This is a genomic window from Streptosporangium roseum DSM 43021 (assembly GCF_000024865.1).
Taxonomy (GTDB): domain Bacteria; phylum Actinomycetota; class Actinomycetes; order Streptosporangiales; family Streptosporangiaceae; genus Streptosporangium; species Streptosporangium roseum.
In genome coordinates, this window is record NC_013595.1 from 3,034,921 (window position 1) to 3,051,513 (window position 16,593).

Annotated in this window: 13 protein-coding genes; 5 read left to right on the forward strand and 8 right to left on the reverse strand. The window is 70.0% G+C overall.

Features of this window, described 5'->3' with window-relative positions; all coding sequences use genetic code 11:
- Positions 1-83 precede the first annotated feature (83 nt).
- From SROS_RS13540 to SROS_RS13575, 8 genes are all read right to left on the reverse strand, one after another.
- Positions 84-992 carry a universal stress protein gene (locus SROS_RS13540; protein WP_012889499.1) on the reverse strand — a complete coding sequence of 303 codons (909 nt, stop codon included), beginning with the start codon at positions 990-992 and terminating at the stop codon, positions 84-86.
- Positions 989-2,413, reverse strand: a complete 1,425-nt coding sequence (locus SROS_RS13545) for an amino acid permease (RefSeq protein WP_012889500.1) — start codon at positions 2,411-2,413, stop codon at positions 989-991. The genes SROS_RS13540 and SROS_RS13545 overlap by 4 nt, the downstream gene beginning before the upstream one ends.
- Before the next feature lie 99 nt (positions 2,414-2,512).
- The gene (arcC, locus tag SROS_RS13550; RefSeq protein ID WP_012889501.1) at positions 2,513-3,448 is read right to left on the reverse strand and encodes a carbamate kinase; all 936 of its coding nucleotides are present in this window, start codon (positions 3,446-3,448) and stop codon (positions 2,513-2,515) included.
- 168 nt (positions 3,449-3,616) lie between these two features.
- Positions 3,617-4,621, reverse strand: a complete 1,005-nt coding sequence (argF, locus tag SROS_RS13555) for an ornithine carbamoyltransferase (protein ID WP_012889502.1) — start codon at positions 4,619-4,621, stop codon at positions 3,617-3,619.
- A 27-nt stretch (positions 4,622-4,648) separates the two neighbouring features.
- On the reverse strand, positions 4,649-5,893 hold the full coding sequence (locus SROS_RS13560) for an arginine deiminase (protein WP_012889503.1): 1,245 nt from the start codon (positions 5,891-5,893) through the stop codon (positions 4,649-4,651).
- A gap of 22 nt (positions 5,894-5,915) precedes the next feature.
- Positions 5,916-7,292 carry an amino acid permease gene (locus SROS_RS13565; protein WP_245564629.1) on the reverse strand — a complete coding sequence of 459 codons (1,377 nt, stop codon included), beginning with the start codon at positions 7,290-7,292 and terminating at the stop codon, positions 5,916-5,918.
- Positions 7,293-7,561: 269 nt separating this feature from the next.
- Entirely contained in the window at positions 7,562-7,834 is a 273-nt protein-coding gene (locus tag SROS_RS13570) for a DUF3040 domain-containing protein (RefSeq protein WP_012889505.1), read from the reverse strand.
- A 106-nt stretch (positions 7,835-7,940) separates the two neighbouring features.
- Positions 7,941-8,861 carry a F0F1 ATP synthase subunit gamma gene (locus SROS_RS13575; protein ID WP_012889506.1) on the reverse strand — a complete coding sequence of 307 codons (921 nt, stop codon included), beginning with the start codon at positions 8,859-8,861 and terminating at the stop codon, positions 7,941-7,943.
- A gap of 265 nt (positions 8,862-9,126) precedes the next feature.
- Between SROS_RS13575 and pyrR the strand changes: the two genes are divergently transcribed.
- The 5 genes from pyrR (at position 9,127) to carB (ending at position 16,533) form a co-directional block, all read left to right on the forward strand.
- Complete coding sequence (pyrR, locus tag SROS_RS13580) at positions 9,127-9,696, forward strand: bifunctional pyr operon transcriptional regulator/uracil phosphoribosyltransferase PyrR (protein WP_245564630.1); 570 nt, start codon at positions 9,127-9,129, stop codon at positions 9,694-9,696.
- On the forward strand, positions 9,693-10,625 hold the full coding sequence (locus tag SROS_RS13585) for an aspartate carbamoyltransferase catalytic subunit (RefSeq protein ID WP_012889508.1): 933 nt from the start codon (positions 9,693-9,695) through the stop codon (positions 10,623-10,625). Before pyrR ends, SROS_RS13585 begins: the two co-directional genes overlap by 4 nt.
- Positions 10,622-11,917, forward strand: coding sequence for a dihydroorotase (locus SROS_RS13590; protein ID WP_012889509.1), 1,296 nt, complete (start codon positions 10,622-10,624; stop codon positions 11,915-11,917). The genes SROS_RS13585 and SROS_RS13590 overlap by 4 nt, the downstream gene beginning before the upstream one ends.
- A gap of 127 nt (positions 11,918-12,044) precedes the next feature.
- Positions 12,045-13,247, forward strand: coding sequence for a glutamine-hydrolyzing carbamoyl-phosphate synthase small subunit (gene carA / locus SROS_RS13595; protein WP_012889510.1), 1,203 nt, complete (start codon positions 12,045-12,047; stop codon positions 13,245-13,247).
- Positions 13,240-16,533 carry a carbamoyl-phosphate synthase large subunit gene (gene carB, locus SROS_RS13600; protein WP_012889511.1) on the forward strand — a complete coding sequence of 1,098 codons (3,294 nt, stop codon included), beginning with the start codon at positions 13,240-13,242 and terminating at the stop codon, positions 16,531-16,533. Before carA ends, carB begins: the two co-directional genes overlap by 8 nt.
- Positions 16,534-16,593 lie beyond the last annotated feature (60 nt).

A 16,593-nucleotide genomic window follows, 5' to 3' on the forward strand; every position in this document is an offset into this window, starting at 1 on the left:
GCTGATTGGAAAAAAGATGTCGAATCCGATCCGACGTGGTCCTCCGCAAACGCCGCACTTGTCCTACCCCGCATAGTGAATCATCAAGGTTTCCCCTGCTTGCCACCGGATCCAGGCTTCTTCGGTGGGTTTCGGGGCAACATCATCACCGGGCACGGCGCTGCGCGTATGATCTTCGATGAGATGTCGCCGAGGAAGACCCGGCGCAACGGCCCCGTTTCGCTGGAGGCGCAGATCAGCATCGAACCCTCGCAGTCGGTGCCGCCCAGCGCCGCCGCCACGTTCCTGCCCTCCAGCACCGCCACCTCCACCTCCACCCTCCGGTGCCCGCGAGCGGCCGCCTTGAGGTCGGCCGCGACCCTCTCCCGCAGCCGGTTGAGCATCTCCTCCTCTATCCGCGCCTGCCGCCCGCCGCTCAGCACCAGGGTGATCAGGCGCAGCGGCACGTCCATCTGCAGGGCCGTCGCGGCGGCCTGCCGTACCGCCTCGCCGGAGGCGGGGGCGCGCCGGTAGGCCACGGTCAGCCGCTGGATCCGGGGCGGATGCTCCTCGCCGTACCCCCGGGGCGCCAGGGCGACGGGCACGGGGGAGGCGTGCAAGAGCTGGTCGGCGGTGCTGCCCAGGCGGATACGGCCCCGGCTGCCTCCGGGGGCCGAGCCGATGACCACCACGTCGGCCTTGCTCCTGCCGACGAGCTGCACCAGGCCGCGCCCGCTGCCCCGGTGGCCGTGCAGGACGTAGTCGATCGGCACGTCGTCCACGTCCGCCAGCAGCCGCCGCGCCTGGTCGAGGGTCTGAGTGGCCTCTTCGGCCACGTACGCCTGCCACTCGGCGTCGATCTTGCCGGGCCCCGGCGTGGTCCAGGCGGGGGCGTGCACGTGGGCGACCGTCAGCCGTGCCCCGGTCTGCCTGGCCAGCAGCAGGGCCAGCCAGAGCCCGTCCTTGCCGCGCGACTCGGGGATGAACCCGGCGAGAACATGCTCGATCTTCATCGGACGCTCCGGTTGAGACGGGAGTGGCGGTAGCCGTACAGGAAGTAGGCCAGCAGGCCGACCAGGATCCAGATGGCGAAGGCCAGCCAGGTGACCCCCGCCAGCCCGAGCATCACGATGATGCAGAAGATCACACCGAGGATCGGCGTGATCGGGAAGAGCGGTGTCCTGAAGCTGCGCGGCAGGTCGGGCCGGGTTCGGCGGAGCACCAGCACACCGACGTTGACGATGGCGAAGGCGAACAGGGTGCCGATGCTGGTGGCCTCGGCGAGCTGGCCCAGCGGGATGAACCCGGCGAGCACCGAGACGAACGCGGCCACGATCAGCGTGTTGGCCACCGGGACCTGGCGGCGCGGGTTCACCTTCTCGAAGATCTTCGGTATCAGGCCGTCGCGCGACATCGCGAACAGGATGCGGGTCTGGCCGTACAGCACGGTGAGGACCACGCTGGCGATGGCGATGACCGCGCCGAAGGAGATGATGATGCCCGCCCAGGTGGAGCCGGTGGCAAGGTCGGCGATCAGGGCGAGGCTGGCCTCGGTGGTGTCCGGGTCGAACTGCTGCCACGGCATGGCGCCGACGGCGGCCAGCGCCACCGCCACGTAGACGATCGTGACGATGACGAGGGAGAGGATGATCGCCAGGGGCAGGTCGCGTTTGGGGTTCTTGGCCTCCTCGCCGGCGGTGGAGGCCGCGTCGAAGCCGATGTAGGAGAAGAAGACCTGCGAGGCGGCGGCGGTGATGCCGGCGATGCCCATGGGGGCGAACGGCGTCAGGTTGCCCGCGCTGAAGGCGGTGAAGGCCACCACGCAGAAGAAGACGAGCACCGCGATCTTGATCAGCACGAAGATCGCGTTGGCGGTGGCGCTCTCGGAGGCGCCGCGCAGCAGCAGCCAGGTGGCGAGCACGACGATCAGGATCGCGGTGAGGTTGATCACCCCGCCCTGGTCGCCGGGGGAGTGGGTGATGGAGTCCGGCAGCTGCCAGCCGAACAGGTCCTGGAGGAAGTGGTTGAGGTATTCGCCCCAGCCGACCGCCACCGCCGCCACCGAGACGGCGTACTCCAGCATCAGGCACCAGCCGCACACCCACGCCACGAGCTCGCCCAGGGTCGCGTAGGCGTAGGAGTAGGACGAGCCGGAGACGGGGATGGTGCCGGCCAGCTCGGCGTAGGACAGGGCGGAGAACAGGGCCGTGATCGCCGCCAGCACGAACGCGGCCACCACCGCGGGGCCCGCCTTGGGTACGGCCTGGCCGAGGATGACGAAGATGCCGGTGCCGAGGGTGGCTCCGACGCTGAAGAGGGTGAGCTGCCACAGGGTCATGGTCCGGCGCAGCTCGCCGCCCTCGCCGTGGCCGCCCTCGGCGACGATCTCGTCGGCGGACTTGGTGCGGAACAGCCGATGTGCCACGGAAGCCATGTCTCGTTCCTCCTCGACTGTGCCTGTGTGGTGGTGATCCGTCGTGCCGGGAGGAGCGGCCGGGCCCTGCCCGCCGGAACGCGGCGGTCGGGCCTCGGGTCAGAGTGTGCTGGCCAGCGGCCAGGTGGCGTTGGGGGTGACGATCGTGCCCCCCTTCCCCTCCAGGATCTGCTCGGCCTCGTCCAGCTTGCCGATGGCGGCCATGTCGCCGGTCGTCTCCACGAAACGGCAGGCCGCCTCCACCTTCGGCCCCATCGAACCGGCGGGGAACTCCTCCGCGCGCAGCTGGTGGGGAGTGGTGTGGGCGATGTCCTCCTGCTGCGGGGTGCCGAAGTTCCTGGCCACCCGCGGCACGTCGGTCAGCATCATGAAGACGTCCGCCTCCAGGGCCTCGGCGAGCACCGACCCGGTGAGGTCCTTGTCGATGACCGCCTCGACGCCCTGGAGCTGGCCCTTTTCGTTGCGGATGACCGGGACGCCGCCGCCTCCCGCGCAGATCGTCAGGACGTGGTCGCGGACCAGGCGGCGGATCAGCCGGGTCTCCACGACCCGCTGCGGGGTGGGGGAGGGGACGACCCTGCGCCAGTACTGCCCGTCCGGCTTGACCGTCCAGCCGTACTCCCGGGCCAGTTTCTCGGCCTCCTGCCGGTCGTAGACCTCGCCGACGAACTTGGTCGGGTCGTCGAACGCGGGGTCCACCGCGGAGACGAGCGTCTGGGTGACCATCGCCGCGACCTGCCGTCCGGGCAGCGCGTTCTGCAGCGCCTGGAGCATCCAGTAGCCGATCATGCCCTGGGTCTCGGCGACGATCGTGTCGAGGGGGTAGGGCCGGGTCAGGTTGGAGTCCTTGGCGCTCTCCAGCGCCAGCACGCCCACCTGCGGGCCGTTCCCGTGCGTGATGATCAGCTCGTGCCGCTCGGCCAGCGAGGCCAGCGACGTGACCGCGTCACGGAGGTTCTCCTGCTGGCTGCCGGCGTCGGGCCGCTGCCCCCGCCGCAGCAGCGCGTTGCCCCCCAGGGCTACCAGGACGCGCATCTGCCGTCCTCCCGCCGGTGTCTTGGTGGTGCGGCGGTGTCGTGCGCGGTCGCGGTCCCCCGGGGTGGCCGGTGCCTTGATGGTGTGGCGGTGTCGTGCGCGGTCTCAGTGCCCCGGGGTGGCCGGGGTGGCCGGTGCCTTGGTGGTGTGGCGGTGTCGTGCACGGTCTCAGTCCCCCAGGGTGGCCACCATGATGGCCTTGATGGTGTGGAGCCGGTTCTCGGCCTGGTCGAAGACGATCGAGCGCGGTGACTCGAAGACCTCCTCGGTGACCTCCAGCGCGTCGTGGCCGGTCTTCTCGAACAGGTCCTCGCCGACCCGGGTCTCCCGGTTGTGGAAGGCCGGCAGGCAGTGCATGAACTTCACCCCCGGGTTGCCGGTGGCCTTCACCACCGCCGCGTTGACCTGGTACGGCATGAGCAGCTTGATGCGCTCGTCCCACACCTCCTTGGGCTCGCCCATGGACACCCACACGTCGGTGTAGAGGAAGTCCACGCCCTTGACGCCCTTGTTCACGTCGTCGGTGACGGTGACCGTGGCGCCGGTCCGCTTGGCGAGGTCCCTGGCGGGCTTGACGACCGCCTTCTCGTCGGGCCAGAGGTCCTTGGGGGCCACCATCCGCACGTCCATGCCGAGCATGGCGCCGGTGACCAGCAGCGAGTGGCCCATGTTGTTGCGGGCGTCGCCGAGGTAGGCGTAGGAGACGTCGTGCAGGGGTTTGTCGCTGTGCTCCTGCATGGTGAGCATGTCGGCGAGCATCTGCGTCGGGTGCCACTCGTCGGTGAGGCCGTTCCAGACCGGGACGCCGGAGTAGGCGGCGAGCTCCTCGATGTAGGCCTGCTTGCTGCCCCGGTACTCGATGGCGTCGAACATCCGGCCGAGCACCCGCGCGGTGTCCTTGACCGACTCCTTGTGGCCCATCTGGGAGCCGCTGGGGTCGAGGTAGGTGACGTGGGCGCCCTGGTCGTGGGCGCCGACCTCGAACGCGCAGCGGGTGCGGGTGGAGGTCTTCTCGAAGATCAGCGCGATGTTCTTGCCCGTGAGCCGGGGATCCTCGTTGCCGGCGTACTTGGCTGCCTTGAGGTCGGCCGACAGCCTGACGAGGAACGTGAACTCCTCGGGGGTGAGGTCGAGTTCCTTCAGGAAGCTGCGGTTGCGCAGGTTGAATGCCATGGATGTCCCCCGTGACGATGAAGCGGGTCAGATGCCGTCGCGTTCGAGCGGGCAGCTCATGCAGCGCGGCCCGCCCCGGCCCCGGCCGAGCTCGCTGCCCGGGGTCGTGATCACCTCGATGCCGTTGGCGCGCAGGTAGTTGTTGGTGGTGGTGTTGCGCTCGTAGGCGATGACGACGCCGGGTTCGACGGCCAGGACGTTGCAGCCGTCGTCCCACTGCTCCCGCTCGGCGGCGTAGACGTCCTGGGTGGGGGTGAGGACCTTGATGTCGTCCAGGCCGAGTGCCCGCGCGATGGCCTTGTGCATGTCCTCCGCGGGATGGTCGGTGATCTTGAGTTCCTTCTCGGTGTCACCGGGTTCGACCGTGTAGGAGGGCAGCATGCCCAGGCCGGCGTACTTGGTGAACACGCCGACGTCCACGTTCGTCATCACCGTGTCCAGGTGCATGAACGCCCGGGCCTTCGGCATGTTCAGCGCGACGATCCTCTTCGCCGAGCCCTTGTGGAACAGGCTGCGCGCGAGCATCTCCACCGCCTGTGGCTGGGTGCGCTCGCTCATCCCGACCAGCACCGTCTCCCGGCCGATGACCAGCACGTCGCCGCCCTCGATGGTGGCCGGCGCCGCGGCCAGGCCCGGCATCCAGACGTTGTAGCCGCCCTGTCCGGGCCGGTCGTAGCCGGCGGCGAACATCGGGTGGTAGCGGTAGACGGCCTCGTAGTTCACGGTCTCGCGCTGGCGGGCCTTCTTCTTCATCGCGTTGATGGAGACGCCGTCGTAGATCCAGCAGGAGGTGTCGCGGGTGAACAGGTGGTTGGGCAGCGGCGGCAGGATGAAGTCGTCGTACTCCAGGGTGTGGAAGGCCAGGCTCTTGGGGTCGGTGCCCCGCTCCACCAGTTCGCGCTTGGTGATGCCGCCGGTGAGGTAGAGCTGGAGTTCGGCGGAGTCCATCGCGTCGAACACGTTGCGGAGGGCGTCGATGGCCATCGGCCCGAAGTAGTGCTCGTCGAAGGTCCTGTCCAGGATGTGTTTGCGGGCCTCGGGGATGTCGACCGTCTCGCGCAGCAGGTCGGCCAGCATGTAGACGGTGATGCCGCGCTCGCGCAGCACCTGCTGGAACCGCTCGTGCTCCTCCACCGCCCGTTGCACCCACAGCACGTCGTCGAAGAGGAATTCGTCCTTGTTCGAGGGGGTGAGCCGCTTGAGTGCCAGTTCGGGCTTGTGCAGCAGGACCCGGTGGAGCCTGCCCACCTCGGAGTCGACATGAAAGGTCATTTCTTCTCTTCCTTCGTCGTTGTTAACGAGATCGTCCGGGGGGTGAGGCCGGTGCTCCCTCCCTGGTGCCGTACTCGCCACGCTTCGCCTTGGTCCAGATGTAGACCGGGATGCCCACGAGCATCATCAGGAAGCCGATGAAGACTGCCTCCATGCCGGCGCCGTAGGTCATCCAGAAGGCGAACAGGATGGCCACGGCGGTGATGGTCAGGTCGCGGCCCAGGCGGGCTCCGCGGACCTTTCTGGCCCCGGTGACCAGCCAGAACAGCTGGGCGCACGCGGAGAAGAAGTAGGGGATGACCGTGGTGAAGGTGGCGATCAGCAAGATCTTGTTGAAGCCCTCGGTGGTGCCGAAGTAGTTGTAGACCGCGACCAGCGAGGTCAGCGCGGTGCCCAGGACGATGCCCACCCACGGGGCGCCGCGGCGGTTCTCCCTGGTGAAGATCTCCGGGAACAGGCCGTCCCTGGCCGCGGCCATCGGCATCTCGGCCACGAGCATGGTCCAGCCGTTGATGGCGCCGATTCCGGAGACGACCGCGCAGGCCGCCATGATGCCGCCGCCGATGCCGCCGCCGAACATGTTGTTGATCGCGTCGGCGAACGGGGCGGGGGAGTTGACGAGGGCGTCGTGCGGGACGGTGCCGAAGATGGCGACGGTGCTGAGCATGTACATGGCGGCGCAGATCAGCACGCCGTACACGCTGGCCCTGCCGATGTTGCGCGCCGGATTCTTGATCTTCTCCGCCACGATGGTGACGCTCTCGACGCCGGAGTAGATGAACAGCGCGAGCGCGCCGGCGGTGGACACGGCGCCGATCCAGTTGCCGTCGGTGGCGTTGAACGGGCCGAAGTTGGCGCTCCGGACGAAGAACAGGCCGACCACCGCGACGAAGATCAGCGGGATGAACTTCAGCACCGTCGTGACGAGGGTGAAGGCGCCGATGTTCCGCACGCCGCTCAGGTTGATCAGCGCGGGGATCCACAGGGCGACGAAGGCCAGGGCGGTCTGGGCGACGGCGGAGTCCCAGTGCAGGAAGTAGTTGACGTAGTTGACCCAGACGACGGCGATCGCGGCGTTGCCGATCCAGGCGGTCAGCCAGAACGACCAGGCGTTCCAGAAGCCGGGGAACTCGCCGAAGGCGTCCTTGGCGTAGGCGTACGGCCCGCCGCCCGCGGGCACCCGCGCGCCGAGCCTGCCGAACACGACGGCGAGCGCGATGGCGCCGATCGACACCAGGGCCATCGCCAGGATGCTGACCGTGCCGTAGGCGGCGAGGGAGGCGGGCAGCAGGAACACCCCCGTGCCCACGATGTTGCCGACGACGAGTGACGTCGCCGCGGGGAGGCCGAGTTTGCCGTGTTCGGACGCTATGGCCTCGGCCGCGTCGTCGCGGATCACTCCTTCTTCGGCGGCGGTGCGTCCGCGTGGACGATCGCCAAAGGAATCCCCCATCTCGCGCCCCCCGGCACATATCCCCCGTATCGACCACATTTAGTGGCAATACCAAATGAGGTCCCCAGGGGCAGAAAGGATGAAACCCGCGCTACCAGGGCAGACGGCACCCGCACGCGCCTGTTGCCAGGTCGATCGCGCCCGTTTCCGGGCCGGGCGTGCCTGTTCCTGGCCGGTCCCGCCCGGCCTGGGCCGGCGCGCCGCACGCGCCGGCGTCAGCCGCGGGGCAGCACCTGGGAGACGGGGACCGGGTCGGCCTCCGTGCCCGAGATCGGGGGGAGCACCAGGGCCATGATCGCCATGATCGCGGCCAGCAGGGCGACGGGGAGCAGGACGAGGGCCGACGCGCGGCGGCGCGGGGGCAGAAGTTCCGCGGTGACCACGCCGCTGGCGAAGGACGACAGGGACTCCGCCAGGAGTGGGTCCTCCCCGTAGAGCCGGTCGGCGATCCCGTCGAGTGTGCGCTTCTCGCGAGCGGACAGGCCCATGTTCTCGATCCCCCGGTGGCTGACGATGACGCGAAGGATTTTAATAGCACTTTGTCCGGTTTTGCCAAGCCGGTGAGGTAGATCTTCGTCGCCGTCCCCCCGGGGACTACTCCTCGCCCCCCTTTTGCGCCAGCGCGTCCGCGCCGCTCACGATCTCGGTGAGCTCGGTGGTGATCTCGGCCTGCCGCGCGGAGTTGGCCCGGCGGGTGAGCTGGCCGATCAGCTCGTGGGCGTTCTCGGTGGCCGACATCATCGCCTGCCGGCGGGCGGCGTGCTCGGAGGCGCTGGACTCCAGCAGCATGCTCCAGATCCGGCCCCGGACGTACTGCCGCAGCAGCAGGTCGAGCACGGCCCCCGGCGCCGGCTCGAACTCGTACGGCGGAAGGGGGGCGGCGGCGCCCCCGGCCCCGCCGCCGATCTCCCGCTCCTCGATCTCCAGGGGCAGGATCCGGCGCACGCGGGTCTCCTGGGTCAGCATGGAGACGAACTCGGTGAAGACGACGTGGACCTCGCCCACCCCGCCCTCCCGGGTGGGCGTGTCGAAGGCCTCCACCAGCGTCTGGCCGATCTCGGCGGCGACCTCGTAGGTGGGATGGCCCGACAGCTCGACCCACTCCCGCTCGGTCCTCCTGTGCCGGAAGCGGTAGAAGTCCACCGCCTTGCGGCCCGAGAGATAGAACACCGGCTCCTTGTCCTGTTCGCGCAGCAGCGCCGCCAGCGCGTCCCCCCGGCGCAGCACGTCGTTGTTGAAGCCGCCGCAGAAGCCCCGGTCGCTGCTCATCAGCAGCACGGCCACGCGCGAGGTGTCGGGCTTGCGGTTGAGCAGCGCGTGGTCCATGTGGGTGCCGTGGCTGATGAGGATGGAGGCCACCCTGGTGATCTCCGCGGCGTACGGCCTGGCGGAGTCGAGGCGCTGGCGTGCCTGGGGGATCCGGGAGGAGGCGATGAGCTCCTGCGCCCGGGTGATCTTGGCCGTCGAGGTGACGGACCGGATGCGCGCGCGGATCGCGCGGAGTTGGGCGCCCATGCTCTCCCCAGAGGTCTGCTGCCGGACGGATGCCGTCACGGTTGGCCCTGCCCCCGGCGATCCGCCGTCACGGCCGGGGGAGGCGAGAGTTTGCCAATTAATGAGGTGTGTACGGCTCTAAGTACTATGCATGGCGCTATGTCATAGTTTGATGCCGTTACGGAAGTAAGGGGCCGATTCCGGCCCACTGCCCGACGGCTGCTAACGTGAAGTCGTTGACTTCCTTTAAGACCCGTCCCGTGAGGCGGGAAAGGTGGTGTTTTCTTTGGCTGAGGCCATTTCGCATGCTCACAGTGGCGCACGCGCGGTCCTTGAGGGGCCCGACATCAATCGCGCGCTGGTCCGCATCTCCCACGAGATCCTTGAGCGCACCAAGGGCGCCGAGGACATCGTCCTCCTCGGGATCCCCACGCGGGGCGTCCATCTGGCCCGGCGCCTGGCCGCCTGCATCAAGCAGTTCGAGGGCCGCTCGGTCCCCGTCGGATCCCTCGACGTGACGATGTACCGCGACGATCTCCGCCTGCGCCCCGCCCGCGCGCTGGGCCGCACCGAGCTGCCGGCCGACGGCATCGACGGCAGGATCGTCGTCCTGGTCGACGACGTCCTCTACTCCGGCCGCACCGTCCGCTCCGCGCTCGACGCGCTCAACGACCTGGGCCGCCCGCAGGCCGTCCAGCTCGCCGCCCTGGTCGACCGCGGCCACCGCGAGCTGCCCATCCGCGCCGACTACGTGGGCAAGAACCTCCCGACCTCCAAGTCCGAGATCGTCAAGGTCTACCTGGAGGAGAACGACGGCCGCGACGCGGTCCTGCTGCTGAAGGAAGACGACAAGTGAAGCGGCACCTGATCTCGGCGGCCGACCTGAGCCGTGACGACGCCCTGCTGATCCTGGACACCGCCGACGAGCTGGCGAAGATCTCGGAACGCTCCATCAAGAAGCTGCCCACCCTGCGCGGCCGTACCGTGGTCAACCTCTTCTTCGAGGACTCCACCCGGACCAGGATCTCCTTCGAGGCGGCGGCCAAGCGCCTGTCGGCGGACGTCATCAACTTCTCCGCCAAGGGCTCCAGCGTCTCCAAGGGCGAGTCGCTCAAGGACACCGCGCTCACCCTGGAGGCGATGGGCGCCGACGCCGTCGTCATCCGGCACGGCGCCTCCGGCGCGCCGCACCGCCTGGCCGGCTGGGTGCGCGGCAGCGTCGTCAACGCCGGCGACGGCACCCACGAGCACCCCACCCAGGCCCTGCTCGACGCCTTCACCATGCGCCGCCGCCTCGGCCCGCTGGACGGCAGGAAGGTCACCATCGTCGGCGACGTGCTGCACAGCCGGGTGGCCCGCTCCAACGTGCTGCTGCTGAACACGCTCGGCGCCGAGGTGACCCTGGTCGCCCCGCCCACGCTGCTGCCGGTGACCGTGGACTCCTGGCCGTGCGAGGTCTCCTACGACCTCGACTCCGTGCTGCCCAAGTCGGACGTGGTGATGATGCTGCGCGTGCAGCGCGAGCGGATGAACGCCGCGTTCTTCCCCACCGAGCGGGAGTACAGCCGCCGCTACGGTCTCGACCGCGACCGCGTCGCGAAGATGCACGACGAGGCCATCGTGATGCATCCCGGTCCGATGAACCGGGGAATGGAGATCGCGGCCGAGGTGGCCGACTCTCCGCGCTCGACGATCGTCGAGCAGGTCGCCAACGGTGTGACCACTCGCATGGCCGTTCTGTACCTGCTGCTTGGCGGCGCCGACCTCGGGGGAGAGATCCAGTGACCACCACCGTCATCAAGGGTGCGAAGATTCTCGGCGGCGAGCCCGCCGACATCCTGATCCGCGACGGGGTCGTCGCCGAGATCGGCCAGGGGCTGGCCGGCGACGTGGAGGTCGACGCCCGGGGCCTCATCGCCCTGCCCGGCCTGGTGGACCTCCACACCCACCTGCGCGAGCCCGGCCGCGAGGACGCCGAGACCGTCGAGACCGGCACCCGCGCCGCCGCCCTGGGCGGTTACACCGCGGTGCACGCCATGGCCAACACCGACCCGGTGGCCGACACCGCCGGCGTCGTCGAGCAGGTCTGGCGCCTGGGCCAGGAGGCCGGCCACTGCGACGTGCGGCCGGTCGGCGCCGTCACCGTCGGCCTCCAGGGCGAGCGCCTGGCCGAGCTCGGCGCGATGGCCGACTCCGCCGCGCGGGTCCGGGTCTTCTCCGACGACGGCAAGTGCGTCTCCGACGCGGTGCTCATGCGCCGCGCGCTGGAGTACGTCAAGGCCTTCGACGGCGTGGTCGCCCAGCATGCCCAGGAGCCGCGCCTGACCAAGGACGCGCAGATGAACGAGGGCGCGGTCTCCGGCAGGCTGGGCCTGACCGGCTGGCCGGCGGTCGCCGAGGAGGCGGTCATCGCCCGCGACTGCCTGCTCGCCGCGCACGTCGGCTCCCGCCTGCACGTCTGCCACCTGTCCACCGCCGGCTCGGTGGAGATCGTCCGCTGGGCCAAGTCGAAGGGCTGGAACGTCACCGCCGAGGTGACCCCCCACCACCTGCTCCTCACCGACGATCTCGTCGAGGACTCCCCGGTGGGTTCCTACAACCCCATCTACAAGGTCAACCCGCCGCTGCGCACCCGCGCGGACGTGGAGGCGCTGCGCGAGGCCCTGGCCGACGGCACGATCGACTGCGTCGCCACCGACCACGCCCCGCACCCGGTCGAGGACAAGGAGACCGAGTGGGCCGCCGCGGCCATGGGCATGATCGGCCTGGAGACGGCCCTGTCGGTGGTCCAGGAGGCCATGGTGGAGACCGGGCTGCTCGACTGGGCCGGCGTGGCCGAGCGCATGTCCTGCGCCCCGGCCAGGATCGGCCGACTCCAGGAGCACGGCCGGCCGATCGAGGTCGGCGCGCCGGCCAACATCACCCTCTACGACGCCGCCGTGCGCGCCGAGGTGGACCCGGCCGGCTACGCCTCCAGGAGCCGCAACACCCCGTATGAGGGCAGGACCCTCCCGGGCCGGGTCGTGGCCACCTTCCTGCGCGGCAGGCCGACCGTCCTGGACGGAAAGCTCGCGTGACGGCCCGCGCCCGCCGCAGGCGGCCCGCCCGCGCGGCGGGCGTCCCACATCGTGGAGGGGCGCCCCTCAGAGGCGCCGGATATTTCATACTTTGCGGAGCAATGACCGAGATGATCGGGGTGTTTGAGTGACCGCAGTGCTAGTGCTGGAAGACGGACGTGTCTTCCATGGGATTCCCTACGGCGCCGAGGGGGAGACCTTCGGTGAGATGGTCTTCAACACCGGGATGACCGGCTACCAGGAGACGCTCACCGACCCCTCCTACCACCGCCAGATCGTCGCGATGACCGCGCCGCACATCGGCAACACCGGGGTCAACGACGAGGACCCCGAGTCCTCGCGCGTCTGGGTCTCCGGCTACGTGGTCCGCGAGCCCGCGCGCGTCTCCTCCAACTGGCGCGCCAACCGCTCCCTCGACGACTACCTCAGGGAGCAGGGCGTCGTCGGCATCGCCATCGCCGGCACCCGCGCCCTCACCCGCCACCTGCGCGAGCGCGGTGCCATGCGCGCGGGCGTCTTCTCCGGCACAGCCCTCGCCCCGGTCGAGGAGCTCCTGGAGCGCGTCCGGCGCAGCCCCGCGATGGAGGGCGCCGACCTGGCCGAGGCGGTCTCCACCGCCGAGCCGTACGTCGTGCCGGCGATCGGCGCCAAGCGCTTCACCGTGGCGGCCGTCGACCTCGGCATCAAGGCGATGACCCCGCACCGGATGGCCGAGCGCGGCTGCGAGGTGCACGTCCTGCCGGCCTCCAGCACGGCCGAGGACATCCTCGCGGTCAACCCGGACGGGGTGTTCTTCTCCAACGGCCCCGGCGACCCGGCCACCGCCGACGGGCCGGTCGAGGCGCTGCGCGGGGTCCTCGACTCCGGCACGCCGTTCTTCGGCATCTGCTTCGGCAACCAGATCTTCGGCCGGGCCCTCGGCCTGGGCACCTACAAGCTCCGCTACGGCCACCGCGGGGTCAACCAGCCGGTCCAGGACCGGCGCACCGGCAAGGTGGAGATCTCCGCGCACAACCACGGCTTCGCCGTGCAGGCCCCCTTGGAGGGGAGCTTCGACACGCCGTACGGCCCGGCGGAGGTCAGCCACGTCAACCTCAACGACGACTGCGTCGAGGGACTGCGGCTGCTCGACCGGCCCGCCTTCAGCGTCCAGTACCACCCCGAGGCCGCGGCCGGTCCGCACGACTCCGCCGGCCTGTTCGACGACTTCTGCGCGCTGATGGAATCGGCCGGGGGACGAGTGAGCGTGACCACGGGCGCGGAAGCCGTCAGGGGACATGGCGCGGGCGAGGAGCCGGGCGCCGACACGGAGGGAAGCAAGGGTGCCTAAGCGCACGGACATCCAGTCGGTCATGGTGATCGGCTCCGGGCCCATCGTGATCGGGCAGGCCTGCGAGTTCGACTACTCGGGCACCCAGGCCTGCCGCGTGCTGCGCGCCGAGGGCTTCCGCGTGATCCTCGTCAACAGCAACCCGGCGACGATCATGACGGACCCCGAGTTCGCCGACGCCACCTACGTCGAGCCGATCACCCCGGACATGGTCGAGAAGATCATCGCCAAGGAGCGTCCCGACGCGCTGCTGCCCACCCTCGGCGGCCAGACCGCGCTGAACACCGCGATCGCCCTGCACGAGGCCGGCGTCCTGGCCAAATACGACGTCGAGCTGATCGGCGCCGACGTGGACGCCATCCAGGCGGGCGAGAACCGCGAGCTGTTCAAGGGCATCGTGGCCAAGGTCGCGCGGGAGCGCGGCCTCAACGCCGACTCGGCCCGCTCGTTCGTCTGCCACACCCTGGACGAGTGCCTGACGGCCGCCGGCGAGCTGGGCTACCCGCTGGTCGTGCGCCCCTCCTTCACCATGGGCGGCGTCGGCTCCGGCTTCGCCCACGACGATGAGGGCCTGCGCCGCATCGCCGGAGCGGGCCTCGACGCCTCGCCGACCACCGAGGTGCTCCTGGAGGAGTCCATCCTCGGCTGGAAGGAGTACGAGCTGGAGGTCATGCGCGACAAGGCCGACAACGTCGTCATCGTCTGCTCCATCGAGAACATCGACCCGATGGGCGTGCACACCGGCGACAGCGTCACCGTGGCCCCCGCCCTGACGCTCACCGACCGCGAGTACCAGAACATGCGCGACGTCGCCATCGCGGTCATCCGCGAGGTCGGCGTGGACACCGGCGGCTGCAACATCCAGTTCGCCGTCGACCCGGCCACCGGCCGCATGGTCGTCATCGAGATGAACCCGCGCGTCTCCCGCTCCAGCGCGCTCGCCTCGAAGGCCACCGGCTTCCCGATCGCGAAGATCGCCGCCAAGCTGGCCATCGGCTACACCCTGGACGAGATCCCCAACGACATCACCAAGGAGACCCCGGCGTCGTTCGAGCCCTCGCTCGACTACATCGTGGTCAAGGTGCCCCGCTTCGCCTTCGACAAGTTCCCCGGGGCCGACCAGACCCTGACGACCCACATGAAGTCGGTCGGCGAGGCCATGGCCATCGGCCGGTCCTTCCCCGAGGCCCTGCAGAAGGCGCTGCGCTCGCTGGAGAAGAAGGGCGCCGTCTTCACCTGGGCGGGCGAGCCGGGCGACAAGAACGACCTCCTGAAGGCCTGCCGCACGCCGCACGACGGCCGGCTGTTCACCATGCAGCAGGCCATCCGCGCCGGGGCCACGCCCGCCGAGCTGTTCGAGGCCACCGCGGTGGACCCGTGGTTCCTGGACCAGCTCCAGGCGATCGACGAGGTCGCCGCCGAGCTGCGCCAGGTCCCCCAGCTCACCGCCGAGGTGCTGACGAAGGTCAAGCGGTACGGCTTCAGCGACCTGCAGATCGCCGAGCTCCGCGACATGACCGAGCCCCGGGTCCGCGACCTGCGCCACGCGCTCGGCGTCCGGCCGGTCTACAACACCGTCGACACCTGCGCCGCCGAGTTCGCCGCGCGCACGCCCTACCTCTACTCCACCTACGACGAGGAGACCGAGGTCCCGTACGGCGAGCGCCCCAAGGTCCTCATCCTCGGCTCGGGGCCGAACCGGATCGGCCAGGGCATCGAGTTCGACTACGCCTGCGTGCACGCCTCCTTCGAGCTGTCGGCGGCCGGCTACGAGACCGTCATGGTCAACTGCAACCCCGAGACGGTCTCCACCGACTACGACACCTCCGACCGGCTCTACTTCGAGCCGCTCACCCTGGAGGACGTCCTGGAGGTCGTCCACGCCGAGCAGCAGACCGGCCCGGTCGCGGGCGTCATCGTCCAGCTCGGCGGCCAGACCCCGCTCGGCCTGGCCCAGGCGCTCAAGGACGCCGGGGTCCCGATCGTCGGCACCTCGCCGGAGTCGATCCACCTCGCCGAGGAGCGCGGCGCGTTCGGCCGCGTCCTGGCCGAGGCCGGGCTGCCCGCGCCCAAGCACGGCACCGCGGTCACCGTGGACGAGGCCCTGGCGATCGCCGGGGAGATCGGCTACCCGGTCCTGGTCCGGCCCTCCTACGTCCTCGGCGGCGCCGGCATGGCCATCGTCTACGACGACGAGACGCTGACGACCTACATGTCCAAGGCCGGCGCGGCCAGCGACCACCCGGTGCTGGTGGACAAGTTCCTCGACGAGGCCGTCGAGATCGACGTGGACGCGCTGTTCGACGGCGAGGAGCTCTACCTCGGCGGCGTGATGGAGCACATCGAGGAGGCCGGCATCCACTCCGGCGACTCGGCGTGCTCGCTGCCCCCGATGACGCTCGGCAGCCACGACATCAAGCGCATCCGCGCCGCCACCGAGGAGATCGCCCGCGGCGTGGGCGTGCGCGGCCTGCTCAACGTGCAGTACGCCATGTCGGCCAACATCCTCTACGTGCTGGAGGCCAACCCGCGTGCCAGCCGTACGGTGCCGTTCGTCTCCAAGGCCACGGCGGTGCCGCTGGCCAAGGCGGCGGCCCGCGTGATGATGGGCGCCACGGTGGCCGAGCTGCGCGCCGAGGGCATGCTCCCGGCCGAGGGCGACGGCGGCACCATGCCGCTGGACGCGCCCATCGCGGTCAAGGAGGCGGTGCTGCCGTTCAACCGCTTCCGCGGCGTGGACACCGTGCTGGGCCCGGAGATGCGCTCCACCGGCGAGGTCATGGGCATCGACCGGTTCTTCGGCACGGCCTACGCCAAGTCGCAGGCCGCCGCCTACGGCTCGCTGCCGACCGGCGGGCGGGCGTTCGTCTCGGTGGCGAACCGGGACAAGCGTGCGATGATCTTCCCGGTCAAGGCGCTCGCGGACCTCGGTTTCGAGATTCTGGCCACCGAGGGAACGGCCGAGGTGCTGCGCCGTAACGGCGTCCATGCCAAGATCGTGCGAAAGCAGAGCGACGGAACCGGTCCCGAGGGTGAGCCGACCATCGGCCGGCGCATCCTGGATGGTGAGGTGGATCTCATCGTGAACACGCCCTTCGGCAGCCCCGGCCAGTCCGGGCCGCGGCTGGACGGCTACGAGATCCGCACCGCCGCCGTGCTGCGGGGCATCCCCTGCATCACGACCGTCCAGGGGCTCGCCGCGGCCGTCCAGGGCATCCAGGCCATCGTCCGCGGCGACATCGGCGTACGGTCGCTCCAGGAGCACGCGGAGCAGCTGAGGGGATGAGCGAGTGCGGTGGCCGGCGAAGAACGAGCCGTCCGCGGAGCGAGTGAGGAGCCGGACGCG